Origin of the sequence: Nocardia jinanensis, from assembly GCF_014645735.1 — a bacterium.
Lineage (GTDB): Bacteria > Actinomycetota > Actinomycetes > Mycobacteriales > Mycobacteriaceae > Nocardia > Nocardia jinanensis.
Window position 1 is genome coordinate 419,797 of sequence record NZ_BMMH01000005.1, and the last position, 25,776, is coordinate 445,572.

At 66.7% G+C, this 25,776-nt stretch carries 22 protein-coding genes; 3 read left to right on the forward strand and 19 right to left on the reverse strand.

All coding sequences use genetic code 11. The features are described from left to right. The 13 genes from IEY68_RS15185 to IEY68_RS15245 form a co-directional block, all read right to left on the reverse strand. On the reverse strand, window positions 1–1,662 hold the full coding sequence (locus IEY68_RS15185) for a hypothetical protein (RefSeq protein ID WP_062997406.1): 1,662 nt from the start codon (window positions 1,660–1,662) through the stop codon (window positions 1–3). Further along, on the reverse strand, window positions 1,659–3,065 hold the full coding sequence (locus tag IEY68_RS15190) for a hypothetical protein (RefSeq protein WP_062997404.1): 1,407 nt from the start codon (window positions 3,063–3,065) through the stop codon (window positions 1,659–1,661). The genes IEY68_RS15185 and IEY68_RS15190 overlap by 4 nt, the downstream gene beginning before the upstream one ends. A gap of 420 nt (window positions 3,066–3,485) precedes the next feature. Next, window positions 3,486–4,508 (reverse strand): ABC transporter ATP-binding protein, encoded by a 1,023-nt coding sequence (locus IEY68_RS15195; RefSeq protein ID WP_189094301.1) that lies wholly within the window; start codon window positions 4,506–4,508, stop codon window positions 3,486–3,488. Between the two features lie 31 nt (window positions 4,509–4,539). After that, complete coding sequence (locus IEY68_RS15200; protein WP_189094302.1) at window positions 4,540–5,166, reverse strand: hypothetical protein; 627 nt, start codon at window positions 5,164–5,166, stop codon at window positions 4,540–4,542. A gap of 25 nt (window positions 5,167–5,191) precedes the next feature. After that, a complete protein-coding gene (locus tag IEY68_RS15205) occupies window positions 5,192–6,151 on the reverse strand; it encodes an MlaD family protein (RefSeq protein ID WP_062997401.1) in 960 nt (319 codons plus the stop codon). Continuing rightward, the gene (locus tag IEY68_RS15210) at window positions 6,148–7,164 is read right to left on the reverse strand and encodes an MlaD family protein (RefSeq protein ID WP_229718797.1); all 1,017 of its coding nucleotides are present in this window, start codon (window positions 7,162–7,164) and stop codon (window positions 6,148–6,150) included. The genes IEY68_RS15205 and IEY68_RS15210 overlap by 4 nt, the downstream gene beginning before the upstream one ends. After that, on the reverse strand, window positions 7,161–8,246 hold the full coding sequence (locus tag IEY68_RS15215; RefSeq protein WP_062997399.1) for an MlaD family protein: 1,086 nt from the start codon (window positions 8,244–8,246) through the stop codon (window positions 7,161–7,163). Before IEY68_RS15215 ends, IEY68_RS15210 begins: the two co-directional genes overlap by 4 nt. A gap of 1 nt (window position 8,247) precedes the next feature. Then, window positions 8,248–9,258: an MlaD family protein gene (locus IEY68_RS15220; protein ID WP_308434970.1), complete on the reverse strand. Its 1,011-nt coding sequence runs from the start codon at window positions 9,256–9,258 to the stop codon at window positions 8,248–8,250. Continuing rightward, the gene (locus tag IEY68_RS15225; protein ID WP_062997395.1) at window positions 9,243–10,250 is read right to left on the reverse strand and encodes an MlaD family protein; all 1,008 of its coding nucleotides are present in this window, start codon (window positions 10,248–10,250) and stop codon (window positions 9,243–9,245) included. Before IEY68_RS15225 ends, IEY68_RS15220 begins: the two co-directional genes overlap by 16 nt. After that, complete coding sequence (locus IEY68_RS15230; RefSeq protein ID WP_062997393.1) at window positions 10,250–11,332, reverse strand: MlaD family protein; 1,083 nt, start codon at window positions 11,330–11,332, stop codon at window positions 10,250–10,252. The genes IEY68_RS15225 and IEY68_RS15230 overlap by 1 nt, the downstream gene beginning before the upstream one ends. Before the next feature lie 2 nt (window positions 11,333–11,334). Beyond that, entirely contained in the window at window positions 11,335–12,210 is an 876-nt protein-coding gene (locus tag IEY68_RS15235) for an MlaE family ABC transporter permease (RefSeq protein ID WP_062997391.1), read from the reverse strand. Further along, window positions 12,207–13,016, reverse strand: coding sequence for an MlaE family ABC transporter permease (locus IEY68_RS15240; RefSeq protein WP_373292979.1), 810 nt, complete (start codon window positions 13,014–13,016; stop codon window positions 12,207–12,209). Before IEY68_RS15240 ends, IEY68_RS15235 begins: the two co-directional genes overlap by 4 nt. A gap of 76 nt (window positions 13,017–13,092) precedes the next feature. Continuing rightward, window positions 13,093–14,490: an aldehyde dehydrogenase family protein gene (locus IEY68_RS15245; RefSeq protein ID WP_062997389.1), complete on the reverse strand. Its 1,398-nt coding sequence runs from the start codon at window positions 14,488–14,490 to the stop codon at window positions 13,093–13,095. A 209-nt stretch (window positions 14,491–14,699) separates the two neighbouring features. Here IEY68_RS15245 and IEY68_RS15250 point away from each other — a divergent pair, with 209 nt between their 5' ends. After that, window positions 14,700–15,515, forward strand: a complete 816-nt coding sequence (locus IEY68_RS15250) for an enoyl-CoA hydratase/isomerase family protein (RefSeq protein ID WP_062997387.1) — start codon at window positions 14,700–14,702, stop codon at window positions 15,513–15,515. An 18-nt stretch (window positions 15,516–15,533) separates the two neighbouring features. On the opposite strand, the gene IEY68_RS15255 is transcribed toward IEY68_RS15250, so the two are convergent. From IEY68_RS15255 to IEY68_RS15270, 4 genes are all read right to left on the reverse strand, one after another. Next, window positions 15,534–16,346, reverse strand: coding sequence for an alpha/beta fold hydrolase (locus IEY68_RS15255; RefSeq protein WP_062997385.1), 813 nt, complete (start codon window positions 16,344–16,346; stop codon window positions 15,534–15,536). A gap of 79 nt (window positions 16,347–16,425) precedes the next feature. After that, window positions 16,426–18,624, reverse strand: a complete 2,199-nt coding sequence (locus tag IEY68_RS15260; protein WP_062997383.1) for a 3-hydroxyacyl-CoA dehydrogenase NAD-binding domain-containing protein — start codon at window positions 18,622–18,624, stop codon at window positions 16,426–16,428. Between the two features lie 34 nt (window positions 18,625–18,658). Next, window positions 18,659–19,876, reverse strand: coding sequence for an acetyl-CoA C-acetyltransferase (locus tag IEY68_RS15265; RefSeq protein WP_062997381.1), 1,218 nt, complete (start codon window positions 19,874–19,876; stop codon window positions 18,659–18,661). Between the two features lie 101 nt (window positions 19,877–19,977). Next, a complete protein-coding gene (locus IEY68_RS15270) occupies window positions 19,978–20,694 on the reverse strand; it encodes a nitroreductase (RefSeq protein ID WP_062997379.1) in 717 nt (238 codons plus the stop codon). 142 nt (window positions 20,695–20,836) lie between these two features. Between IEY68_RS15270 and IEY68_RS15275 the strand changes: the two genes are divergently transcribed. Next, window positions 20,837–22,156 (forward strand): oxygenase MpaB family protein, encoded by a 1,320-nt coding sequence (locus IEY68_RS15275; RefSeq protein WP_062997378.1) that lies wholly within the window; start codon window positions 20,837–20,839, stop codon window positions 22,154–22,156. Next, entirely contained in the window at window positions 22,153–23,304 is a 1,152-nt protein-coding gene (locus IEY68_RS15280) for a CaiB/BaiF CoA transferase family protein (protein ID WP_062997376.1), read from the forward strand. The genes IEY68_RS15275 and IEY68_RS15280 overlap by 4 nt, the downstream gene beginning before the upstream one ends. A 92-nt stretch (window positions 23,305–23,396) precedes the next feature. On the opposite strand, the gene IEY68_RS15285 is transcribed toward IEY68_RS15280, so the two are convergent. Both IEY68_RS15285 and IEY68_RS15290 read right to left on the reverse strand, forming a co-directional pair. Next, window positions 23,397–24,536: an acyl-CoA dehydrogenase family protein gene (locus IEY68_RS15285; protein ID WP_062997374.1), complete on the reverse strand. Its 1,140-nt coding sequence runs from the start codon at window positions 24,534–24,536 to the stop codon at window positions 23,397–23,399. Window position 24,537: 1 nt separating this feature from the next. Continuing rightward, entirely contained in the window at window positions 24,538–25,707 is a 1,170-nt protein-coding gene (locus IEY68_RS15290) for an acyl-CoA dehydrogenase family protein (protein WP_062997372.1), read from the reverse strand. Between the last annotated feature and the right edge of the window lie 69 nt (window positions 25,708–25,776).

The following is a 25,776-nucleotide window of genomic DNA, read 5'->3' on the forward strand; positions in this document are numbered from 1 at the left end:
CTACCCCGGCCGGGTGGCCGCGGCGACCAGCACCGCATGCAGCAGTCGTGCCTGAATACCGGCCTCCTCGCCGTGCTGGACCACCTCGGCGAACGCGACGGCGAGCGCCTCGTCCACATCGAATCCGCCTCGTTCCGTGGCATTCCCGGACAACTCGGCACGCCACTCCCGGTAGCCGCGCACCATCTCGGACAGCGCAGGGCGCGGGCGCGGCTGGGTGTTCAGGTACTCCGAGATCAGGACGCGTTGCGCCCGCCGATGTGCGACACCGCCACCGGCGGCGTCGAAAGCCCGGCCGAAGGCCCGCAAGGTGGCCGTGTAAATATCCGGCTGTATCGTCTCGCCCGTTTCCTCGGTATCGGCGGTGGCGTCCTGCGGGTGTGCGGGTGTCCGGGATGATCGGGCAGGTGGCTGCGGCTGTTGCGCGGCGCGCCGGTCGAGGGTAATCGACCGGGCATCACCTTCACTGTCCGGCAGCGCACCGGCCCACCGCACCGTGCCGAGCTCGTCCTCGAGCTCGGCGACCGCCACGGTCTCCAGCACGATCATCGGGTAGTCGGTGAGGACCCGGTCCACCGCGGTCACGAACTCCTGTACCGGCGCGAGCTGAAGATCGGGGGCATCGAAACCTGTCACCTCGACGCCGTGCCGCTCGGCCAATTCGCGTGCCAGCCGTTCGATTGCCGGATCGGCCGGCGACCGCTCGCGGCCGCCGCGCCGATCACGGTCGCGGCCATTGTCACCGGCCGGTGAGTTCGGTCGTGCGGGACCTTGCTGCGGAGCCTGCCCGGTGTTTGCGGGCCTTCCAGCGTTTCCAGGGGAGCCCGGCATCCCGGGTTGGCCGGGCGCGCGGGGCGGCGTCTCGGTCCACGGGGCTCCGGCCCGTCCCGCGGGCCCTGCGACGGGGCTGCCGGACGGTCTTCCCAGCGTCTGGGGCGTATTACGCGATGGGTCTGCTACCGGCGGGGGTGAGACCGCGGAGGACGGTGGCGGCACCGCCGGTCCGGACCGCCCGCCCGGGGCGCCGGTCGCCTGGTTGCTCGCCGGACCGGTTTCGGGCCGGGAACGACTCCACGGCGACTCGGACCGTGGTCCGTTGTCCGCAGCGGCTCGCCCCGGGGATCCGTCCGGTGCCGGTGCGCTACCGGGCCGGTTGTGCCCACCGGCCGGGAGTTGGTCGGTGCTCCGACTCTGTGGCCCGCCGGCGGGATACACCGGCGAATTCTGCTCCGGCGTCACCGCGGCCTGATCGGGCGGGTTCGGCCGGGGTCCATCGACCGGCGATTGCGGGCCCACCGTACCCGCCGGGGGCGACTCGGCGCGACCGGCCGGTGCCGGGCCCGTATCCTGGGCAGCCCCGGCCACGCGCGCGGCGCTGTCGGTGTCCTGTGCACCGAAGTCGTTCGCGGCGCTGATGATTCCGGCCGCGTTACTGCGCATTCCTTCCGCCATGGCCTGCACGGTGGAAACCACTTGTTCGGCGCGCGGCGTGAACTGCTCGGCGAAGGTGCGCCCCATATAGTCGTCGCCGAAGCTGCCTTCCGCCTGCTGCAAGCAGTACCGCAGCCCGGCGTGTGTTTGCTGCACCCGGTCGGCGATATCGGCCAGCCGCGCGCCGCGCTCGCGCAGGCTATCCAAGTCCAGTCGCAGTTCGCCGCTCATCTCCCACCTCGGGCAGATGACATCGGTCCGCCGGTCCGCAGCCGGAACCGGCGCTCGAGATCGGTGATGAACGCGGACAGCGGCACCGACGAGCTCGACCGCTCCACGACACCATCGTCTGCGACATAGAAGACCGCCCGGTCGAGCGCGATCTCACCATCCGGCACCGGTGATCGCACCATCCAGCCCACGCTGATCCGCTCGGCCCGCAACGTCGAGAGCGGGAAACCGGTCGTGTCGTAACCCCGGCTGCGGATGTGATCACGGACGAGGTTCAGTGCCTCTTCTTCCCGGATCCCCACGATGTCACCGGCGACCAGATCGGCGAGCACGAATTGGAACAGGGCACCGTCGATATCGACCTCGGCGTCCGCACCGACAACTTGCGCGATCGCCGCGCGGGTCACCGCCGCGGCCTGCGCAGCCGACACCAACACTTCAGCGGCATCCGGCGTCGGGCCGTCCAGCACGCCCGCCACCACTTTCGCCACCGTATCGGCCGTCCACACGGCGGGCAACGCAGGCGCGCATTCCGCCATCGGAGCGGATTCGCCGCGGTACCACTGTCCCTGATCCCACCAGTAACAAAACGACAGCATGCCGGTCATCACGCGCGGGTTGAGCACCGGGTCGGTCACCCAATCCGGCGCTCCGGCGAATAATTTCGGCATCGCGTCGTGCCCGTTGTAGGCGGCTTCCAAGACCGGCGCATCCCAGACACCGCCCGACAGCACCGCACGGTCGCCGGGCAGCAGCGTCAACGTCGAACCGCTGTGTCCCGAACTTTCGAAGATGCCGACCGACGGGCCGATCCGCGGGCCTCGTTCCGATCCGGCCGCCACGAAGGCCGCGGCCAGCACCGCCCACCGGGCCCACACCACCGCCAGATCCGGCAATTCGCCGATCACCGGGGCGGCCTGCACGCCCGCACTCCGATCAGCGCGCACGCCGTCCGCGGCCGCGCGCGGTGACCTCGATTGGGGTTCACCGCGTCCGATGTAGGCGGCCAGCCACACGGGCAGCCTGCTACGCGGATACCGTTCCAGATCCGCCAGATACGCCTGCGGCGCGAACAATTGCTCACCGGGAAACGGCTCCGCGCCCCGATCGGTGGCGACCTCGGCCCCATGGGTATCGACATGCACCACCAGCCGCCACCACGGCCCGTTCTCGACGGCAGCAGACAGCGTTCGATGCCGGCGTACCAAGTCCCACACCGCATCGGACACCTGACACCGGACCGGATGGTCGCCGTCATCGGCGAGGAACAGCGCCGATTCGGCGACAACGGTCATCGCGAACGCGGCCTCGAACCGGCGTCGTCTGTCCGGCACGAGCTCACGCAGCCGAGCGACGATCTGATCGGCCAGCTCCGCGAGTTCCGGACTCCCGGACCCGATCACAGCACACTCCCACCTCAGCGGATCTCTGTCCTGCAAGCCGGTCTGCGAACCTCGACCCGGAGAGCGTTGTTCGGCCGTCAGGATCACACTCGAATCCTAGATTTTCGCAGTCCGGGCGCGGGCGCAACCGACCTCTCTTGCCAGCCATGGCAAGGGCGCCGATGTGCAAGTTCTCGTCGAACTGTTTACACCCTCTCAACGGCAAGAGATCCGCATCGAACCCTACAACTTGCTGCTCCTGGAATTGCTTACCAAGTTCGATGCTGCTGTATCAATCGGTTTGATATTCGAATGGGAGTCCAAAGAATGTGCAATCCCGAGGAGTCGGAGTGCGATCCAGAGGCCAGGGGTCGACTGCGCGGAAACCTTGCTCTCGACCGCGGCGCGCTTGCTGTGTCGTGTCCTCTCGCTCGTCGGCGTTCAGCCGAACGCAGCCGTCCGGAGGGGGGCGTCGGCGGTGGTGTTCTGATCATCGAAGTCGGCGCGGATGGCGATCTGCGCGGCGTGCGGCATGGTGTGCATGATCTCGCGCACCCGTTCCTGCCGCCGCTGCACCGCCCGGCGCAACGGCATGCCCGGGGTGGCGCGCATCTGCGGCACGATGCCGTCGACCTCCTCGGCGCCACCGTGATGGTGGCCTGCGTCGACCATGGCCTGCTCGCGCGCCATCTGCGCTTCGTCCTTCTCCTCGGACATACCGATCGGCCCGATGATCCGGCCGTTGAGGAACTGCTTGACGACCGGCTCCTCGGAGGTCAGCAGCACCTCACGCGGGCCGAACGTCACCAGTTGCCGGCGGAAGAGCATGCCGATGTTGTCCGGAACCGTCCGTGCCAGGTTGATGTTGTGGGTGACGATCAGGATCGTCGCGTCCATCTTCGCGTTGATATCGATCAGCAGCTGCGACAGATACGAAGTGCGCACCGGATCCAGACCCGAGTCCGGCTCGTCGACCAGGATGATCTGCGGATCCAGCACCAGCGCCCGCGCCAGCCCGGCACGCTTGCGCATACCACCGGAGATCTCACCCGGAAGCTTGCCCTCGGCCCCCAGCAGGCCGGTCAGTTCGAGCTTCTCCAGCACGATTCCGCGGATTTCGGACTCGGGCTTCTTCGTATGCTCCCGCAACGGGAATGCCACGTTGTCGAACAGGTTCATCGACCCGAACAACGCACCGTCCTGGAACAGCACCCCGAACAACTTCCGGATCTCGTAGAGCTGCTTGTTCGTACAGGTCGTGATGTCGACCCCGTCGATATAGATCGACCCCCGCTCCGGGCGCAGCAACCCGATCAGCGACTTCAGAAACACCGACTTACCGGTACCCGAGGGCCCGAGCAACGCGCTGACCTCACCGGAAGGCAGTGTCAGCGATACGTCCTGCCAAATCTTCTGCGATCCGAAGGATTTTGTCACCCCTTCGGTTCTCACCTCGACGCCCACAGTAATCCCTTTCTCGAGTCGAATACCCAGGTCAGCGCGGAGCTGCGCCGCCGAGGGGCGCATCGATTCCGCTGATCTCGGCGATGAGCCAATTCCGGCCACTGTCGATGCTGAGCTTGTAGGTCGCTGTCGACTGGATACCCTCGGGCGCCTGGACATTCTTGGTGAGAACGTCGACGAAGCAGATCACTCGAAAGATTCCGCCGGATTCGGACTCGACTTTCGCGGCGATCGGGTGGGCGCTGGACGACCATTGCAGCGGACCGATCAGTTGTTCCATGGACGTCGCAGCTTTGGTGAGGCGATCGTTCAGTTCGGGGGTTGTGTTGGCGGTCAACCGGGCTCGCCACTCCTGGGGGTTCTCGAAGTTCATCTGGGCGGCACCGGTGGCGTAGTCCAGGGCGACCTGCTCGGCGTGCTGCCGATCGGCGGCCGCCGTGTCCCGACTCCCGAGTTCCGCTGCGGCGGAACGCCATTGCCAGGAGACAACACCGACGACTGCGACAACCGCTACAACGACCAGCACCGCGAGGGCGGCACGCACCGAGACGGCACGATCGGTCACCGGACGGCGGGTACGCGCTGTGTCGGGTGCAGCCTCCATGTGCTGTTCGTCGTCCGTGTCGATGACCGCGGTGGCCGATGACTTCTCCGGCATCAACCTGCTCCTTCCGGGAGGGTTACTATTTCGGGGTTCCGGGGATGTGCACCGTGACGGCGCCCCCGGGCTCGGTGGCCGCAACGAGTTGGCCGAGCAGTCTGCCGAGGTCGACCGTGCGCAGGGCCGCGCCGCCGGACTGTGCGGCAGGCAGCAGGTTCACACCGATGATGTTGAGATCGGCGGCGGCAAGGTCGAGGAACTTCTGTAATTCGCCGAACAGCGGGCTGGCACCGTCGCGGATGCCCTCGAGCAGCGGACCGCGCCGCATGGCGTCGCGCACCGAGTTCAGCAGGTCCTGAAACCCCGTGCCGAATCCGGCCAGCTGGGGGCTGGTGGCGGCCATGCTCGCCGGGACTCCAGCGGTTTTCATCAGCAGCGGTTGCAGCGTGCTGAGCAGGGTGACCAGACTGTCGGTCTGCTGGGTGAATTCGGCGGCGAGCAGGCTGCCCGCCCGGTTGAGATCACCGATCACCGCTACTCCGTCGGGCAGGCCGACGTCGAGGGTGTCGAAGATCTGCCGCACCTGCCCGGGGTCGACCTGCTGAAGCAGATGCGCCAGCCGCGCCGAGAGTTCCTTGAAGGTGGTCGGCACCGAGACCCGGTCGCTATCGACCCGGGCGCCATCGGCCAGATAGGGGCCGTCGGCGGTCTCCGGCAGCACCGAGATGTAAGCCTCACCGAGCGCGGACAGGTTGTCCACCCGAAACCAGCTCTCGACCGGGATCGGGTCGCTTTCGTCGTAACTCAGCCCGATCCGGACACCGTCGGCGACCGGTTCGATATCGGTCACCTTGCCGATCGATACGCCACGGAGCAGGACCCGGGAGCCGACCAGGATACCGTTGGTATCCGGCACGAGCAGCTGCGCTGAGCGCGTATCACGCAGCCGATCCAGATCAAGACCCACACGTTGGATGTAGAGCAGCGACAGAGCCGTGAGCGCCACCATGGCGAGGACCGAGATCCGAGTTCGGGTGATCATCGAACAGCTCCCAGCAGCCGCAGAATGGAGGTCGCGTCGTCGATCAGTTCGGCACCGTCGCCGGTACTCACCGAGGTGACGTTCACCGCCGGTCGCTGGGCGAACGGCAGCAGGGTGGTGCGCAGGAAGTTGTTCAGCCGCACCGTCGTTCCCGGCGCGTCCTCCCAGATGCCCCGGCCGGATTCGGCGGTATCGGCCAGACTGTTCAACATCGGGGTGAGCCACAGCCCGCCCACGAAGATCGAACCCACCGACGGCAACAGGGTGCTGATGTGGGCGACGACCGCGCGTGCCACATTGTGCCAGTAGTGGGCACCCTCTTCGCTGAAGACCGCTTGCCATTGCCCGGCGCCGTCGTTCACCGCTGTCGCGGTATCGCTGAGGCCGTTGAGCAGCCGGTCGATCTCCGTGGTGCCGGCGGCCAGGTCGGCCAGGTCCACGGCGACGGTGGCCGCCATCTTCCGCACGTCATCCAGGGCGGGCATGGTCCGGTTGAGTGTGGCCATGGTGTCCTGCATCTTCTGAATGCTGCCGCCGTTGACGAAGTAGGCCAGCACCGCGATCGTGTCCTCCAGCTGAGGTGGCGACGTGGTGCGCTCCCCCGGGACGAAGCTGCCGGGTTCGAGGAATCCGGCCTGTGGGTTCGGGTCGGCATTCGGGGTCAACGCGATGTAGGTGTCGCCGAGCAGGGTGTTCTGGCGAATGATGGCGCCGGCGTCGGCCGGTACCTTGGTGGTCTCGCTCAACCCGACTGTCACGTCGATGCCGTCCGGGGAGGCAGCCAGCCCCTGAACCTGGCCGACGCGGAGCCCACCCAGCAGCACATCGGCACCCGCAGGCAGATTCATGACGTTGTCGAAGCGAATGGTGACGGTGTAGTCGGTGCCCACACCGGAGCGCACCGAGGGCAGATCATCGGGGCCGAGCGAGCATCCGGCCACGGTCAGCGTGCCGACGGCGAGCGCCGCCGCCGCGGAGACCCGCAGTGCGCGAACGATTTCCGAGGCTTTCACGCCGCCGCCTTCCACAGGATCAGGGACAGGAGATTCGTGGTACCGGGCGCGAATTCGTTGTTCGCGCAGTGTGGGCCCAGCAGCCGGCACAGGCCCGGATCGACCGGGACCGCCGGCGGGCGGTACGGCAATGACAGCCCGCCCGCGACCTGCTGCTGCTGGTGTACCGCGGTAACGATCGACGGAATGGTTCCGTAGAGGTGGGCGAGATCCGGCGCGCGAGTGGCGGCCAGCCGGATCACATCGACGACTGGACCGTGCAGGAACGGCCATAGTTCCGCACCGTATTTGCGCTGGATATCGTAAATCGTGGCGACCAGCCAGCCGAGTCCGCGGTCGAAGCGGGCGACGAAGCCGAAGAGTTCGGTGGCTTCGGCGGCAACCTGTGGCATCTGGTCGAGAATGGATCCGATGCGGTTCCAGTCTCGCAGGGCGTTCTCGGTCAGCGGCGCCATATTCATGATCGAGGCACCGATATCGGCGGTGACCTGGTCAGGACCCGCCGCTGCCGCGGCGGCGTGATTGAGCATGGCGCTCATAGCCGCACCGGTGCCGTCGAGGGCAGCGCTCGCACCCGTGATCGACCCCCGCACACTGTCGTCGCCGGCGGCGGAGAGCGCGTCGATGAAGTCGGCAGCCGATCCGGCGATTTCGGAGATGCTCTTGGGAGTGAAGCTGCGTTGCAGGGGCACGCACTCGCCAGGTCGTAACACCGGCCCCGCGGTGTAGTTTCCGACCAGCTCCACACTGCGGTCGGCGAGCAGCGACTTGGATCGGGTGACAACCCTGACATCCGCTGGGAACCGGCGCCCGTCATCGAGTGCGAACTCGATCCGGACGTGATCGCCCCGCTGCTGCACGGTCTCGACCTCGCCGACCCGGAACCCCATCTGGGTCACCGGATTCCCGGGATAGAGGCCGATGGCGTCGGGCATATCGACGCAGTATCCCGCGCCACCGCCGACCGGCTCACCGTCGCCGGCCGCAGCTGTTCCCGAGTAGTTCGGGACGGTACCGGCGAAGATCGCCGCCGCCGTGGTCAGCACGAGGGACACGAACGTGGTTCGTTTCGGCAACCGCATATCAGCACTCCCGCCCGGGCATAGGGATACACAGGGAATTGGTGAGGACTCCGCCGCCGAACTCGGCCATACCGGCCGGGGTGAGCCACTGCTCGAGCTGCGTACGCAGCGCGGTGAGGTTGTCGATGGCCGGTGCGAGATGCTGTTGCAACTCGGTGACCAACCCCTGCAGGTTCCGGACCTGGGCGAAGACTTCCTCGGAATGGCCGAGGTAGAACGCCATCATCGGCTGCAGTCGCGACAACACGCTGCCCAGCAGGTGGTAGGCGTAGTTGAAGCCCGCCGAGTTGTTGTGATAGGTCGTCAGTACGCTGTCGATCTTGCCGATCAGCTCGAATACGAAGCCGCGGTTGACGTTGAAGGTATGCAGGTACTCGGCTGCCAGCCCGGCGATCTGGTGGATCTGGAGCCGCTGCTGGTCGAGCACCCCCGTGACCGCGTTCATTCCGTCGACGATGGTGCGCAGCGAGGTGGAGTTTCCCTCCAGCGCCTGGGCCACCTGCCGCAGATTCGCATGCATGACCGAGGTGTCGACCTCGTCGGTGACTGTCGGGGAGCTCTGCAGAACATCACCGATGGAGTACGGCACCACGACTCGATCGACCGGGATTGCGGCCGTGCCGGTTTCGGTACCCAGCGGTATCAGTGTCACCGCATAACCGCCGACCGGAGTCAGCATGCGGACCTCGATACGGGACAAATTCCCGATGCGGATCGCGTCGTCGATCCGGGTGCGAACCGTGACGGAATCGGCGCCGATGGAGATATCGGTGACCTTGCCGACGCTGATCCCGGCGACCCGCACATCCTGACCCGTCTCGATCGCCGAGGCATCGGTGGTCTCGAAGGTGATCGTCTGCTGACCGAACGGGCGCAGGTACAAACCGGCGAATCCGATGACCAGCACCATCGCGGCGACCACGACCGCGGTGCCGAGCAACACGTCGTTACCCCAGACCGCCGCGGCACGATCACGCAACCGAGTCCGCGACCGGCTCATTGTGCGTTGCACAGCACGACCTCACTCCCGTTGAGCAAAAGCTCTATATCAGCGGGCAGGGTCGCCCGGCCGTTACTGCAGCCCGCGTTCTCGGGCCGGTGCTGCGCCACCTGCAACCCGGCCAGCGCACCCGGCATCAGCCGCAAGGAATCGACGGCCGCGCCGACATTTGTGAAGGCCTGGGTCAGCAGCGCGTCGATATCGAGGTCGTCACGGAAACCCAGCGCCGCGAGCAGCCGCTCGATCGGTTCGACGAGCGCGGGGCCGCTCGAGGCGGTCTTCGGAAACTCGTCCAGCACCGTCAGCGCGTTGCTGATGGGCAGGCTCATGGCCTTCAGAAACTCGATGACATACGGTGAGCGGCCGCCCATGGAGTCCGCGATCCGCGCGACATTGGCGGTCATCGTGGCGATCAGCTGCCGGCGGTCCTGGGCATAGGCGGCGAGCTGTTGCGCGCTCTCCAGCATCGGTCCCAGCCCGCTGCCGTCCCCTTCGAGCACGGCGATCGCGTTTTCCGCGAAGGCGTTGATCTGCTCGGTGTTCATCGTCGACAACACCGGCTGCAAGCCGTTGAACAGGGCGGTGATGTCGAAGGAGCCGCGCGTGGCGCTCGCGGGCAGATAGTCGACAGGGTTACCGGCCCGGTCGGCGAAGGCTACGTCGACAAAACGGGCACCGGTCAGATTCTGGTACTTGATCGCCAGCACCGTGGTGTCGGCCAGCTCGTATTCGCGGTCCATCGAGAAGCTGACCCGGGCCTCGGCACCGTCGCGGCCGGCGATGAGATCGACCCCGGTGACCTTCCCGATGCGCAGCCCCTTCAGGCGGACATCGGCGTTCTCCCGGAGGCCGGACACATCGGAGAAGTCGGCGGTGTAGGCGCGAGTGCTCTGCTCCACCGGATTGCGCATGGCATTGAGCACGATGATGAACAGCAGCACTGTGACCACGGCAACGGCGACGAGCTTCGTCGCTGCCCAGATCAAGCCACGTCGGGTCGTCATCAGCGGGCTCCCTGTGCTGCGCTGGGCAAGGCGCCGAGTTGTGCCAGCGGCCCGGCGATCGCGGGTACGTCGTCGAGGACCACGCGCAGTTGCAGGGTCTTCTGCTCCGGCGTCCCGGTGAAGGCGGACTCCAGCCCGTCCAGAACGGCATGGATCTCGGCCAGCCGGCCCCCGCCCAGCAGTCCGGGCAGCGGTGCGACCACTTCGTCCACCGAGGTGACCAACGGGATCAGCTCGGTGTCGTGTGAGGCGAGCAGCGAGCCGGCCAGGCCGAACAGGTCTGTGGCCGCGAGGATCAGCGCCTGATCTGTCTCGTTCATGAAGGCTTCGTCGACGCCTGTGCTGCCGTCGGGCAGCTTGTTGTAGGCGCTGTGATAGATCGCGTACAGTGCCTCGGCCGCACCTCGGCTGAAGGCGGGCAGCTCCGCCAGCAGGTCGTTGGTGCGCACCAGCAACTCGGTGGGCAGATGCTGCTGTGTGCGCGACACCTGGTCGGCGACGATGATACCGGCGCGGATCAACGGCGCCAGACCGTTGGCATAGCGCATGACCTCGTCCAGTGTGGCGATCATATCGGCGGTCAGCGTGCCGTCGACGACCAGCGACACCTGCTCCAGCATCGTGGACATGGTGTAGTCCGGTGCCCGAGTGCGGTGCAGCACCGCACCGTCGGTGAGGGCGGCGCCACCGGGACGTTCGATCAGGTTCAGGGCGGTCACTCCGAAGTAGTTCTCCGGCCGGAAATCGACCTCGAGGCTGTCGGACAGGATCGCGGCCATGCCCTGGTCGAGCACCAGCGAGACGCCGGCCGTGCGCGAATCCAGCGAGGTCACGTCGGTGACCTCACCGACCGCGGCGCCCCGGACCAGCACCTTGGAGCCGGACTCCAGACCGGGGCCCAGGGCCGGAACCACCAGCTGCAGCCGGACCCCGGAGGGCGCGGTCGCTTTCGGGTAGGCCCAGAAGCCGGCGGCTACCGCGATCAGCATGACGACGGTCGCGGCACTACCGCAGAGCACCAGCATGCGTAGCTGCCGGTGTCCGTCACCTCGGACGAAATCTTGATGAATATGTCTGGCCATGCTCAGCCCCTGAAAGGAAGTTCCGGGTTCAGACCCCAGATGGCAACGGTCATCAGAAAATTGAGGACGACGATCGCGACCAGGCTGGCCCGGATGGCTCGTCCCGACGCGATTCCGACGCCCGCGGGTCCGCCGGAAGCGAAATATCCGTAGTAGCAATGGATCATGGTGACCACGGCGCAGAACAGCAGCGCTTTGCCCACCGAAGCGGCGAGATCGCCGAGGTTGACGAATTGGGCGAAGTAGTGGTCGTACGTGCCGGCGGGCTGGCCGTACCCGATTTTGATAATCAATCCGCCGGTGAAGAAGCTGACCACGATCGCCATCAGGTAGCCCGGTAGCACCACCAGCATGCCACCGATCAGGCGAGTTCCGACCACGAACGGAATGGCTTGCAGGCCCATGGATTCGGTGGCATCGATCTCCTCGGAGATCCGCATGGCGCCGATCTCCGCGGTCATCCGGCAGCCGGCCTGGGCGGCGAACCCGATACCGGTGATGATCGGGGCGATGACCCGGATATTGCCGAACGATCCGATAATTCCGGTCAGTGCCCCGAAACCCAGCAGATCGAAGGCCATGAACGCCTGGATCGCGACCACCGCACCGACCGCGATACCGAGAAAGAACATCAGGCTCAGCACGCCACCGTCGATGATGAGCGAACCGCTGCCCCACGCCATATCGTTCATGGTCTTGAGGGTCTGTTTGGAGTAATGGCGCACCGTCTTGGGCAGGTACACCAAGGTTTTCCAGATGAAGGTGATGATCTGCCCGAGCTCGGCCAGACTGTCGAGCAGGGAGCGCCGGAGGGCGCGGAGGGCGCGGACGGCCCGTCCGGGCGGCACGAGCGGATACGGCGGGTTGTCGATACTCATGCAAGCCTCGCCGGGAAGAACATGTTCTGCAGCTGGCTCACGGCCAGGTTCGTCATGAAGATGCAGAAGACACTCAGCACCACCGAGGCGTTGACCGCGTTGGCCACCCCCTTCGGGCCACCGGTGGCCTCGAGGCCACGCAGGCTGGCGATCGTGACCACAATGATCGCGAAGAGTAAAGCCTTGAGCACCGAGAAGAGCAAGTCGACCGGGGTGGCGAAGGCGCCGAAGGACTGCCAGAAGCTGTCCGGCACCACACCGTTGACGTTCGTCGAGATGATCAGGCCCGCCGCAACGCCGGCAGCGACGATCAGAATGCACAGTGCGGGGGCGATCGCCACCATGGCGACGAAGCGCGGAACCACCAGACGCTGAACGGGATTCACTCCCATCACACGCATCGCATCGATTTCCTCACGGATGGATCGGGCGCTCAGATCGGAAGCGATGGTGGAGGCCGCGGCCCCACTCATCAGCAGCCCGGCCGCCATGGGCGCGCCCTGACTCACCACGCCCAGGCCGCTGGCGGCCCCCGCCAGCGAATTGGCGCCCACCTGGTCCATGACACCGCCGACCTGCACCGACACCTCGGCGCCGATCGGCACCGCCATCAGCAGCGCGGGCAGCGCGGTCACCTTGAACAGCTTCCACATCTGTTCGATCACCTCCCCTACCGGAAGGCGCCCAGCGAGGGTGTCGGCAACGGAGAAGCGGGCCACGTCGGCGCCGAGGCGGGCCGATCTGCCCAGGGTGGCAAGGCTTTTCAGCACGCGGGACTCGAACGAGCCACGGACGCGCTGTGCCAGCCCCCCGGATACGGAAATACTCACTGCACACCTCCATGTGGGCAGATCGGAGCGAACGGTTTCGACGGGTGCGGATTCAGCCCATGAGCCGTCGCAACACCTTCTGCATCCCGGTGCCGTAGGGCGGATAGGCGGCGGACGGATCCGGCCGGGCCGGCTTGCGCAGCACAGCCTTGTGGTGGCTGAAGGTATCGAACCCGTGCTTGCCGTGGTAGCTGCCCATACCGGAATCACCGACACCGCCGAAGGGCAACTCCGGCACCAGCAGGTGGTACAGCAGATGGTTGACCACCACCGCCCCCGAAGAGGTCTGCTCCAGCACGGTGCGCTCGGTATCCCGAGAGGAAGTGAACAAGTAGAGGGCGAGCGGCTTCGGACGCTGGTTCACAAAGTCCACGGCCTCTCGCACGCTGCGAACGGACAACAGCGGGAGGATGGGCCCGAAGATCTCTTCGCGCATGAGTTCGGAGTCCGGATCCGGATCCGTCACCAGCGCCGGGGTAATGGCGAGCTTGTCGCGGTTGATCACACCACCGAATTGCTCCCCGCCATGGCCGGCCAGCGCACCGGCGAGCCGATCGAGGTGACGGTCGTTGACAATATGGGTGGTGTCGTTCGCGCCGTGCGCGGACAGTTCGACGAGCAGCCGCTCCACCAGCTGCGGCCGGACCGCGTCCTCCACGAGTACATAGTCCGGCGCGATGCAGGTCTGGCCCGAGTTGATCGATTTTGCCCAGGCGATCCGGCGGGCCGCCACCTCGATATCCGCGTCGGCGGTGACGATCACCGGGCTTTTTCCACCCAGTTCCAGGGTCACCGGAGTGAGATGGTTGGCCGCTGCGGTCATCACGGCCTTGCCGACCACGGTGGAGCCGGTGAAGAAGATGTGGTCGAAGCGCTGTTCGAGCAACGCACGGTTGACTTTGCCGTCGCCGAGCACCACCCGTACGGCCTCGGGGTCGACATAGCGAGGCAGGAGACGGGCGAGCAGGGCACCCGTTTCGCCGGCGAGATCGGACGGCTTGAGCAGCACGGTGTTTCCCGCGGCCAAAGCGCTCACCAGCGGTTGCACCGTCAGCAGCAGCGGGAAGTTCCAGGTGCCCAGGATGAGCACGGTGCCCTTGGGTTCCGGCAGGGACCACGCCTTGCCGGGCGCGGTCGCGGCGCTCACTCGCACCGGCGTGGCCCGCGCCCATTTCGCCAGCTGCGACAACGTGTGCCGGATCTCGTGCCGGACGGGCCCGATATCGGCCATAAATGTCGCCATCGGGCTGCGACCGAGATCGGCGGCGATCGCCGCCGCGATTTCGGACTCGCTTTCATCGATGAATCGAAGCAGACCTTCTAATTGCGCGGTGCGCCAGGAGAGCGGGCGAGTCCTGCCGCCGGCGAATGCGGCTCGCGCACGCTCCACATCCGCGAGAAATTCTGGTCGGCGCGCACTTTTCGACGACGCTGCCGCGGTGGCGGTCACTGTCCGGCCTCCACGTGATCGGGGGCTGCCGGAGTTGTCTCAGCGGTACGAAAAAAGGCCGCGAGACCAGGAGTAATGCGGAACATGACGAGAACCATACATAGTGTTCATATGTAATGTCAATCACTTTCTTTACGGACACCCCTGACCCTTCCGGCGTGCCATGAACACGTTGTATATATATACCGTCTGCCTTAGTATGCCGCGGCATGAATGAATGGGATTTAATTTCTCGGACAGAAGTACTCGAAATCCGTCGATCAGCTGCGGCCGCGGCTTTGATCCTGGCGCGGCCGGGGGCACTGAATGCGTTCGATCTCGCGCTTCAACAGGAATTGCGTGCGGCCACCGACTGGGCCGCGACAGAGGATTCGGTGCGCTGCGTCGTGCTGACCGGGGCGGGCCGGGCGTTTTCGGCCGGTGCGGATCTGTCGCTGGAGGAGATGTCCCCGGAGCTCCGGCTGTCACCGCGCACCGAGGAGGAGCTGCGGATGCGGTACAACCCCACCGTGCGCACGCTCCGCAGTATGCCCAAACCTGTGATCGCCGCGATCAACGGCGCCGCCGTCGGCGCCGGCTGTGCACTGGCACTGGCGTGCGATCAGCTCATCGCGGCCCGATCGGCCTCCTTCACACTGGCTTTCGCCAAGGTCGGGCTGACGCTGGATGCCGGAGCGTCGATGCTTCTGGGTGCCCGTGTCGGACTGGGGCGGGCCGGCCGGATGGCATTGCTGGCCGAGCGCATCGACGCGGAAACCGCGCTGAGCTGGGGCATGGTCGACGAGGTCGTGGCAGACGAGGAGTTGAACGACCGAGCGTCCGAACTCGCCCTGCGCCTGGCCGCCGGCCCGACCGCGGCTTTCGCGGCGACCAAGCGCAGTTTGAACACCGCCCTGCTTCCCCAGTTGGACGCCGCGTTCGAGAGCGAGGTCGAGGGGCAGACCCGGCTGGTCGATTCCCGGGACTTCAGGGAAGGCGTGGCGGCTTTCGCCGCACGGCGGCCTCCGGTTTTCGAAGGCCGCTGACAGACCGGGCGGTGCCGGTCAGCCGGCACCGCCGCCAACGGCGCGCAGCAGCGCGATATCGAACTCGTCGGCCGCTTCCAGCATCGGGTAGTGGCCGGTGTCGAACTCGACCAGCGTGGTGGCGAGCCGCTCGTGCAACCAGCGCGCACCGCGTACCGAAAGCGCCGGGTCGGCGGTACCGATGATCTGGGTCACCGGAACCCGTACGCCGTCGAGGATATGCACCTGGTCGGTGCACAAAAGCGTCCGCATAGCGGCACAGGCCGCCCAGCTCGGGGTCTGCAGCGATATACGATGCAGCCAATCGAGCAGATGCGTAGCCGGTTTCTCTTTGAACGGATCACCGACAGCGCTGCGCCGCAACGTGACCCGGTCGTTGTGCTCGGCGGTGAGAATGGTGTTCAGCGGTCCCTCGGCGGGTACGCCGAACGGGAAGGCCTCGGTTCGGGAGGCGGCGACGCCGTTGGAGGCCACCAAGACCGCCCGCTCGACCATCGCCGGGCGATCGTACGCGAGGCGCAGCGCGACCATACCGCCGAGCGACCAGCCCACCACCGCCGCCTGGGGCACCCTGAAGGCGGCCAGTACATCGGCGGCATCGGCGGCGAGCGAGTCGATCTCGTAGCCCCCCAGCGGGGCCTCGGAACCGCCGTGCCCGCGCAGATCCATCGCCAGCACCCGGTGTCCGGATTCGGCCAGCACCCGGATCTGGCGATCCCAGACCGCACTGCTCAGGCTCCAGCCGTGGATCAGCAGCACCGGCCGGCCGGTTCCCAATGCCAGGACGTTGATACGTACACCGTCGCGCATTTCGATGAGACGTTCGGACATGTTTCCTCTCGCTCCGACAAGGTGGTGGGGTCGCCCGGAACCCGGGCAACCCACCATGAGGATCGGTGGCGCACACCGGTCAGGACAGGGCAGACACCTGGTCGCGGTGCGCGGCCGCGAGAGTGCCGCCGGCGCGAGCGAGCGCGACCAGCGACGGCGGCGGGGCGAAACGGTCACCGTAGCCGGCCGCCAGTTCCTCGGCACGCCGGACGAATCCGGCCACCCCGCCGGCGTAGCCGTCGATGTACTGCAGCACACCCCCGGTCCAGCCCGGGTAGCCGATGCCGAGCAGAGATCCGATGTTGGCGTCGGGCACCGACTCGAGCACACCCTCGTCGAGGCACTTCACCGATTCGATCGCCTCCACGAACAGCAGGCGTTCCTTCAGGTCGATGAAGGCAACGTCGGCGCGCGAGGAGCCGAACGCTTCCCGCAGCCCCGGCCACAGCCGCGTCCGGGCACCGTCCGCGTACTCGTAGAACCCGCTGCCCGCCAAACGGCCGGCCCGGCCGAATTCACCGAGCATGCGGTCCAGAACGGCTTCGGCCGGATGGGGATTCCAGGTGCCGCCCGCCGCCTCTGCGGCAGCACGGGAGGCATCGCGCACCCGGCGCAGCAGCTCCAGATTGAGTTCATCGGCAAGTTGCAGCGCCGGGGCCGGGTAACCGGCCTGCGTGGTCGCCTGTTCGATCACCGGTGCGGGCACGCCTTCGCCGAGCATGGCCAGCGCCTCGTTGACGAAGGTGCCGATCACCCGGCTGGTGAAGAAGCCCCTGCTGTCGTTGACCACGATCGGCGTCTTGCCGATCACCCGAGCAAGGTCCAATGCCCGCGACAGGGTTTCGGCGGAGGTCCGCTCGCCCTTGATGATCTCCAGCAGTGGCATGCGGTCCACCGGGCTGAAGAAATGCAGGCCGATGAAGCGGTCCGGAGCCGAGACGTTTGCGGCGAGACCGGTGATGGGCAAGGTCGAGGTATTCGACCCGATCACGGCGTCGGGTGCCAGTAGTGGTTCGATCTCACGCAATACGTCGGCCTTGAGCGACGGGTCCTCGAAGACCGCCTCGATCACCAGGTCGGCGCCGGTTGCCGCCGCGGCCTCGGTGGCCGGCGTGATCCGCGCGAGCACCTCGTCCCGCGTCTGCGCGCTGATCTGCCCGGCTTTCACGCGCTTGTCGAGCACCCGCTGCGCGTAGCCCTTGCCCCGCTCGGCGGCTTCGGGCGTCACATCCTTCAGCACCACCTCGACACCGGAGACCGCGCACTGGTAGGCGATGCCCGCGCCCATCATGCCCGCGCCGAGCACGATCGCCTTGTGCGGCGACCACGGCTCCCGAGCGGCGTCCCGGCCGCGCGGACCGGTCACAACCTGCAGGTCGAAGAAGTTGGCCTGGATCATGTTCTTCGCGATCTGCCCGGTGGCCAGATCGAGGAAGTACCTGGCCTCGATCGCCAGCGCACTGTCGACATCGACCTGCGCGCCCTCGACCGCCGCGGCGAGGATGTGCTCCCGCGCCGGCGCGGGAGCACCCTTGGTCTGTGCACGCAGCGTCGCGGCCAGCGCGGGCAGCGCGGCGTGCAGCGGCGCGCTGCGATCACCGGGTGCCCCGCCGGGGATCCGGAATCCCTCGCTGTCCCATGGCTGGTGGGCGCCGGGATGCTCGTGGATCCAGGCGGTCGCCGCCGGAAGCAGGTCTACGGCGGTCGCCACCGTCGCGTCGACGAGGCCGAGCTCCAGTGCATCGGCCACGGTGTGCTTCTTGCCGGTCAGCAGCACATCGCGCAACGCCACCTGTACCCCGAGCACGCGGACCGTACGAACCACACCGCCGGCACCGGGAAGCAGGCCCAGCGTGACCTCGGGCAGGCCCAGCCGCACGCCGGGCGCGTCGACCACGATCCGGTGGTGTGCGGCCAGGGCGAGCTCCAGGCCACCGCCCAGCGCCGATCCGTTGATCGCGGCCACGACCGGGACCGGCAACTTCTCGAGTCGCCGCAGCAGCGAGCTGTTGCGCTGAACGAATGTGGCGAACTCGTCGATCCGGTCGCGGCGCGCGGCCCGCAGGTCGTTCAGATCGCCGCCGGCGAAGAAGGTCTTCTTGGCCGAGGTGAGGATCACCCCGGCCACCTCCCCGTCGTTCTCGAGGGCGTCGAGTTCAGCGGCGAGAGATTCCACGAACAGCGAATTCATGGTGTTGACCCGCTGGTTCGGGTCGTCGATGGTCAGCGTGACGATTCCGGCGGGATCGCGCGTGACGTGAATGGCGCTGGTGCTCATAGATTTCGATGTCCTTTCCGAAAAGCTCGGCGGGTCAGAGGGCTTCGATGATCGTCGCGATGCCCATACCGCCGCCGACGCACAGCGTCACCAGGCCGTACCGGCCGCCGATGCGGTGCAGTTCGTCCAGTACGGTCGAGACGAGCATGGCGCCGGTCGCGCCCAGTGGATGACCCATGGCGATCGCACCGCCGTTGACATTGACCTTCGCGAGGTCGATATCGAGATCCTTCACGAATCGCAGCACGACCGCGGCAAAGGCCTCGTTGACCTCGAACAGGTCGATATCGCAGACCTGCAGGCCTGCCTTCGCCAGCGCCTTCCGGGACGCGGGTGCCGGTGCGGTGAGCATGATGGTGGGGTTGTCGCCGGACACCGCGGTCGCCACGATCCGGCCGCGCGCGGTCAGCCCCAGTTCGGCGCCCACCTGCTCACTACCGATCACCAGCAGGGCAGCACCGTCCACGATGCCGGAGCTGTTACCCGCGTGGTGGACGTGATCGATCCGCTCGACCTCGGGAAACTCCTGCAGCGCCACGGCGTCGAACCCGGCCTTCGCACCCAGCGCGGCGAAGGACGGCGGCAGCTTGGCGAGGGATTCCACGCTGGTCCCGGGACGGATGGTCTCGTGGCGGTCGAGTACGACCCGGCCGTTGATATCGCGGACCGGGACGACCGAGCCGGTGAAGCGTGCCTCGGCTTCCGCCTTGCCGGCCAGTTCGTGGGAGCGGGCCGCGAACTCGTCGACATCGGCCCGGCCGAATCCTTCGATCGTGGCGATCAGGTCCGCGCCGATTCCCTGCGGGACGAATCCGGTGGCGATATTGGTCGCGGGATCGTCCATCCAAGCCGCGCCGTCGGAGCTCATCGCCACCCGCGACATGGACTCCACGCCGCCGGCCAGCACCACATCCTCGAACCCGGACCGAACCTTCTGCGCCGCCAGGTTCACCGCCTCCAGGCCGGACGCGCAGAAACGGTTGATCTGCACTCCGGCCACCGTGTGCGGCAGTCCCGCCACCAGCGACGCCGTGCGCGCGATATCACCGCCCTGTTCACCGATCGGCGATACGACGCCGAGCACGATGTCGTCGATCCGGGCCGGATCCAGCGAAGGGTTACGCTCCAGCACCGATCGGATCGTCCCGCTCGCGAGATCGATCGACTTGATCGTATGTAGCGAACCGGAACTCTTTCCCCGGCCGCGCGGGGTTCGGACGGCGTCGAAGATCAGCGCCTGCGTGTCCGGCATGAGGACTCCTCTGTCGATCGGTTGTTCGCGGGTGCCAGTTCGATCAGGCACTTTCGGAACATACAATTCGTCTGAACACGTTGTCTAGTCTCGCCGGATGTTCAGTTGCCCACGAACGTCACCAGTTCCCCGAGCCCCTGCCGCTCGGTGCGATAACCGTTCGCCGGATGACCGCTGTCGGCATACCCGAAGGAGATTCCGAGCAGCACCTGACGTTCAGGGGGAAGATCGAAGTGCCGCCGGATGAGCGGCGCCTGGGTCGCCAGCGCGGCCTGCGGAATCGTCGCGATCCCACGGCTGTGTGCCGCGAGAACGAAGTTGGACACGAAAATCCCGGAATCCACGGCACCGTAGGCGCCCAGCGCCCGTTCCGTTGTCACGATCGCGACATGCGGGGCATCGAAGAGATCGAAGTTCCGCAGCGTCTGCTCACCCGAGGCGACCCGGTCACTCTTGTCGATACCGAGGCTGGCGTAGAGCTGCCAACCGCTGATCCGGCGGCGCTCACGGTAGACGCCCTCATAGGACTCCGGGAAGGCGATATCGGGCGCGGCATCCGGGCCTGCGGCGACTGCGGAGCGCAGCGCTTCCCGCAACCGCTCGGTGCCGGCCCCCTCCGTCACGTGCACATGCCAGGGCTGGGTGTTGCACCACGACGGAGACCGGCGGGCCAGGTCGAGGATCCGGGTGATCTCGGAGCGCGGGACCGGCTCCGGAGTGAACGCACGGCAACTCCAGCGGGAGCGCAGCATGCGCTCGAGCGCATCGGTGGCCGCGTCATCCGGGGCGAGAACGGTGGCATCGAGCATTTCAGGCATGGGATTTCCTCACCGGGCGGCGACAATATCGGGCGCTCGCGCCGGCGATTCGGCAAAATGCGAGGCCAGACATTGAGTGTAGACATAGTGTCTAGTTGAGTCTACCCTCGCTGTAACGGCAGTCACAACGAGGAGATTGACTATGACCAGCGCACCTACGCGCCCGGACGGCCGCACCTTCCGCGGTGATCTGGACGTTCCGCCCGGACTTCCCCGCGGTATCGATCTCGGTCGCATCGCCAACAAGGACAAAGCCATCGCGATGTACGGCCGTGAGCTGGTGGAAAAGCTCACCGATCACGCCCTGCTCGCGGACGACTACGCCTACCAGGCGATGCTGGACTTCAAGGACAAGTCCAACAACACCAATTGGCGGACCTTCGATCTGGCGCTCGAACAGGGCATCGACGCCGTGGACGACCCCAGCCCGGGCCTGGTGGCTCTGTTCGCGGAACTCGACCGGATCCCGGACTGGGTCGATTTCGACCAGCTCTACCGCGGCGCGGTCGCCTTCTGGCGGGCCGGGCCGATCGTCCCGCCGGTCCTCGCCTGGGCCACCATCGCCGGCGGATTCTCGATGTACAGCGCGACCCGGCCGGTCCTGTTCAGTGGCCGGCTCCGGCAGTCGGACAAAGTCGGCACCCGGCTGATCGAGAGCTTCCGCTACGTTGTCGCCGCCTACACCCCCGGCGGCATGCGCCGGTTCGAGGAGGGATTCCGGCTCACCGCGAAGGTGCGGATGATCCATGCCGCGGTCCGGCACAGCCTCAGCCACTCCGAGGTCTGGGACTGGGCGAACTGGGGCGTGCCGATCAACAATCTCGATGGCATGGTCACCCAGGCCGGGCAGTTCGGCGTGAAGTTCATCGACGCCGTCCAGAACTCCGGCTTCCGCTACAGCGATCGGGAGCTCGAGGACATCTTCGCGCTGAGCCGCTACGTCGGGCACGTGATCGGTGTCCCGGCGGACATCCTGCACACCGGCTACGAGGACGCGCGGCGCAAGACCGAACTGCACACCCTGCTCGAGCTGCCGCCGGACGAGCTGTGCCGCGACGTCGTGCACTCGGTCATCGCCTACAGCGTCGAGAACCCCCCGGGCGACGTAGAGATCCTGCCCGGGCCGATCGCCAAGTTCATGACCACCGAGCGCCGGCTCGCCCTGGCCTACGGCCTGCTGTACTCCTGGATTCCCACCGATGTGCTGACCGCTCTCGGCGCCGAACGCACAGCCTGGCGGCACGTACTGCCGGCGGTCCGGCCGCTGGTCGCGGTCGCCCATCGGATCGGCCGGCTCCTTCCGCACGACGACGAGAAGACCGCCTTCGACATCCTGCGTACCTTCAACGCGGCGATCGAAGTGCCCCACGGTCAGAAGGCCGTCGCCGTGGCGAACCCGGAGGAAGTACATGCCGATATCGCCGCCAACAAGGGCGATATGCCCGTGGTGGCCCGCTCGTGACCGGGTCCCCCCGGCCGCCCCTGGACGGAGTCCGGATCATCGAACTGGCCGGTATCGGTCCGGGGCCGTTCGCCGGGATGATGCTGGCCGACCTCGGAGCGGAGGTGATCTGCGTCGACCGCCCCGGTGGCAATTCTTGGGCAGTACAGGGACATTCGATCTTGTTTCGCAGTCGGCGCCACCTCGCGGTCGACCTGAAAACGGAAGCCGGCGCCGACGTGGTGCGCCGGCTCTGCGCGGGCGCGGACGGGCTGATCGAGACCTTCCGGCCGGGGGTGGCCGAGCGGCTCGGTGTCGGACCGGAGGACTGCATGGCGGCCAATCCGGACCTGGTCTACGGCCGGATGACCGGCTGGGGACAGAGCGGGCCGATGGCCTCGATGCCCGGACACGACATCAACTACATCGCACTGGCGGGAGCGCTGCACGCGATCGGCCGCAAGGGTGAGCCGCCGGTGCCCCCGTTGAATCTGGTGGGTGATTTCGGCGGCGGCGGAATGCTGCTCGGCATGGGCATGCTGGCGGGGATTCTCGCCGCTCGCGCCGGTGGTGGTGGCCGGGTCGTGGACGCGGCCATGATCGATGGAGTGTCCGCGCTCATGGCGATGTTCCACACCTACCGGGCAGAGGGGCTGTTCACCGACGAACGCGGCACCCATATGCTCGGCACCGGGGCGTTCTTCTACGACGTCTATCGAACCCGGGACGGGCAGTGGGTCAGCATCGGCGCCATCGAGGCGCCGTTCTGGCAGGAGCTGTGCGATATTCTCGAGCTGCCGGACGAGGTGCGCGACAACCAGTTCGACACCACGAATTGGGACGAGTTCCGACGCGTCCTGGCGGCGCGCATCGGTCGCTACGACCGCGCGGAACTGGACAAACTGTTCCTGGGCAGCAACACGTGCTACGCGCCGGTGTTATCCCTGGCCGAGACAGTCGACCATCCGCACCACCGCGAACGCGGAACATTCGTCGAGATCGACGGGGTCGTGCAGCCGGCTCCCGCGCCCCGTTTCGACGGCGTCGCGCCGACTACACCGCGAACACGCCGGTCCCCCGGCGCGGACAGCCGCAGTGTGCTGGCCGATCTGGGCTACGCCGCCGACGAGGTCGCCGCACTCGCCGACAGTGGAGTCATCGCCGACTGAGCCCGGCCGGGGCCGATCGCACCGCGACAACTAGGTTGCGGAATCCTCGCCGACAACGGAGTCGCGAGGGGCGACCGACCCGGCCCGTTCCGCTAGAGACCGAGGGATCGGCCCACGATCTCCCGCATGATCTCGTTGGTCCCGCCGTAGATCTGCTGGACCCGCGCGTCACGCCAGCGGCGCGCGACCTCGTATTCCTCCATGTAGCCGTAGCCACCGTGCAATTGCAGGCAGCTGTCCAACGCCTCGAATTCCAGTTCGGTGGTCCAGAACTTCGCCCCGGCGGCCTCGGCGGCCGTCAATTCCCCCCTGTTCTGCGCCTCGATGCAGCGGTCGATGTACACCCGCGCGATCCCGACCCGGGTGGCGAGCTCGGCGAGCCGGAACCGATTGGCCTGGAACGAGCCGATCGGCTGACCGAACGCCTTGCGTTCCTTGGCGTAGGCGACGGCGGTATCCACCGCATGCTCGGCACTGGCGACCGCGACCACGGCCATCGACAGCCGCTCCTGCGCGAGATTTCCCATCAGGTAGTGCAAGCCCTCGCCGGGTTCACCGAGGACATCCGCATCGGGAACGAGAACATCGCGGAAGAACAATTCCGCGGTGTCCTGCGCGCGGCGCCCGATCTTGTCGAGTTTGCGGCCGCGCTCGAATCCCGCCCGGTCGCCCGGGACGACGAACAGGCCGAAACCACCGCCGTCGGAGTCCGGAATCCGAGCAGCCACGATGATCAGATCCGCCTGGATACCCCGGGTGACAAATGTTTTGGCACCGTTGATCCGCCACCCGCCCGCCGCGCGGACCGCGGTGGTCTTGATGGCGCGCAGATCCGAACCGGTGCCGGGCTCCGACATGGCGATCGCGATCGCGGTGTCGCCGGCAACGATTCCGGGAACCCACCGCTGCCGCTGTTCCGCCGAAGCGATATCGAGGTAGTACGGCAAGACGATATCGTTGGTCAGCGAGAAACCGTCTCCGACGGTTCCGGTGCGCACCACTTCTTCGTTCAGAACGGCGTTGAACCGGAAGTCCCGCAGTCCGGCGCCGCCGAATTCCTCCGCGGCGGCGAAACCGACCAGCCCCTGCGCGGCAGCAGCTTTCCAGAAGCCTCGATCGACCTGACCCGCGGCCTCCCACTCGGCGGTATGCGGCACAGCGTGCTTTTCGAGGAAACTGCGCACCGCCGCGCGGAATTGTTCGTGTTCGTCGGCGAAGAGCGTCCGGCGCATCTCAGATCCCCATCGCTTTCCCGACGATTTCCTTCATGATCTCGCTCGTCCCGCCGTAGATTCGCTGGACCCGGGCATCGGCGTAGGCCCGCGCGATCGGATACTCGGCCATGTAGCCATAGCCTCCGAACAGTTGCAGGCAGGCATCGACCACACGACCCTGAGTTTCCGTCGCCGCGAATTTGGCCATCGCCGCGCGTTCGGCGGTGAGCGTGCCCTCGATATGCTCCCGCAGACAGTCGGTGACGAAGGCACGCAGCACCTCGGTCCGGGTGTGCGCCTCGGCCAGGACGAATCGAGTGTTCTGGAAAGCGGCCAGCGGTTTCCCGAACGCGATGCGCTCCCGCACGTACTCCGTCGCGTACTCGACGGCGCGGGCGGCGGCAGCGGTACTGGCCACGGCGATGGTCATCCGCTCCTGCGGCAGATTCGACACCAGCGCACCGAAGCCGGCGCCGGGTTCGCCCAGCAGGTTCGCGACGGGCACCCGCGCGTTGTCGAAGAACAGCTCAGCGGTGTCCTGAGCGTGCATTCCTATCTTCTCGAGATTGCGACCGCGGCTGAAACCGGGCGTATCGCGTTCCACCACGATCAATGACAACCCCCCGTGCCTACCCGCCTGCTTGTCGGTGCGGGCGGCGACGATCACGAGGTCGGCATTCATCCCGTTGGAGATGAAGGTTTTCGCACCGTTGACGACGAAATGATCGCCGTCGCGCACCGCGGTGGTCTCGATACCGGCCAGATCCGATCCGGTGCCGGGCTCGGTCATGGCGATCGCGGCGATGCGCTCACCGGCGGCCAGCCCGGGTAACCAGCGTTTCCGCTGGTCGGCATCGGCGTAGCGGAGAAAGTACGGCACGCAGATGTCATTGTGCAGGTTGATACCGAAGGACATGACGCCCGCGCGCGCCACCTCCTCGGCAATCACCGCGTTGAATCGGAAATCGTCGACGCCACCGCCCCCGAATTCTTCGCCGATCGCCATTCCGAGGAAGCCGTGGCCCCCGGCTTCGGCGAAGATCTCGCGGGGGACTATTCCGGCCTTTTCCCATCGCAGATAGTCCGGGACCACCCGCGTTTCCAGGAACGTGCGGAAACTCTCCCGGAATGCTTCGTGCTCGGTCTCGTAGATCGACCCGTGACGGGGCCGCTGCTCGATTATCGTCATCTCACGGACAATACATGTTATCCATACATAGCGTATGCACGATTTGTCTCGACTCTTGATGTCGGCCAT

What these genes read in the sequence shown, in the direction of transcription:
- IEY68_RS15255 (WP_062997385.1), bottom strand. Translation starts at nt 16,346, where the DNA reads ATGTCCGAACGTCTCATCGAAATGCGCGACGGTGTACGTATCAACGTC.
- IEY68_RS15265 (WP_062997381.1), bottom strand. Translation starts at nt 19,876, where the DNA reads ATGCCGGACACGCAGGCGCTGATCTTCGACGCCGTCCGAACCCCGCGC.
- IEY68_RS15250 (WP_062997387.1), top strand. Translation starts at nt 14,700, where the DNA reads ATGAATGAATGGGATTTAATTTCTCGGACAGAAGTACTCGAAATCCGT.
- IEY68_RS15185 (WP_062997406.1), bottom strand. Translation starts at nt 1,662, where the DNA reads ATGAGCGGCGAACTGCGACTGGACTTGGATAGCCTGCGCGAGCGCGGC.
- IEY68_RS15215 (WP_062997399.1), bottom strand. Translation starts at nt 8,246, where the DNA reads ATGCGGTTGCCGAAACGAACCACGTTCGTGTCCCTCGTGCTGACCACG.
- IEY68_RS15285 (WP_062997374.1), bottom strand. Translation starts at nt 24,536, where the DNA reads ATGCGCCGGACGCTCTTCGCCGACGAACACGAACAATTCCGCGCGGCG.
- IEY68_RS15230 (WP_062997393.1), bottom strand. Translation starts at nt 11,332, where the DNA reads ATGGCCAGACATATTCATCAAGATTTCGTCCGAGGTGACGGACACCGG.
- IEY68_RS15270 (WP_062997379.1), bottom strand. Translation starts at nt 20,694, where the DNA reads ATGCCTGAAATGCTCGATGCCACCGTTCTCGCCCCGGATGACGCGGCC.
- IEY68_RS15225 (WP_062997395.1), bottom strand. Translation starts at nt 10,250, where the DNA reads ATGACGACCCGACGTGGCTTGATCTGGGCAGCGACGAAGCTCGTCGCC.
- IEY68_RS15275 (WP_062997378.1), top strand. Translation starts at nt 20,837, where the DNA reads ATGACCAGCGCACCTACGCGCCCGGACGGCCGCACCTTCCGCGGTGAT.
- IEY68_RS15260 (WP_062997383.1), bottom strand. Translation starts at nt 18,624, where the DNA reads ATGAGCACCAGCGCCATTCACGTCACGCGCGATCCCGCCGGAATCGTC.
- IEY68_RS15290 (WP_062997372.1), bottom strand. Translation starts at nt 25,707, where the DNA reads ATGACGATAATCGAGCAGCGGCCCCGTCACGGGTCGATCTACGAGACC.
- IEY68_RS15235 (WP_062997391.1), bottom strand. Translation starts at nt 12,210, where the DNA reads ATGAGTATCGACAACCCGCCGTATCCGCTCGTGCCGCCCGGACGGGCC.
- IEY68_RS15205 (WP_062997401.1), bottom strand. Translation starts at nt 6,151, where the DNA reads ATGATCACCCGAACTCGGATCTCGGTCCTCGCCATGGTGGCGCTCACG.
- IEY68_RS15200 (WP_189094302.1), bottom strand. Translation starts at nt 5,166, where the DNA reads ATGCCGGAGAAGTCATCGGCCACCGCGGTCATCGACACGGACGACGAA.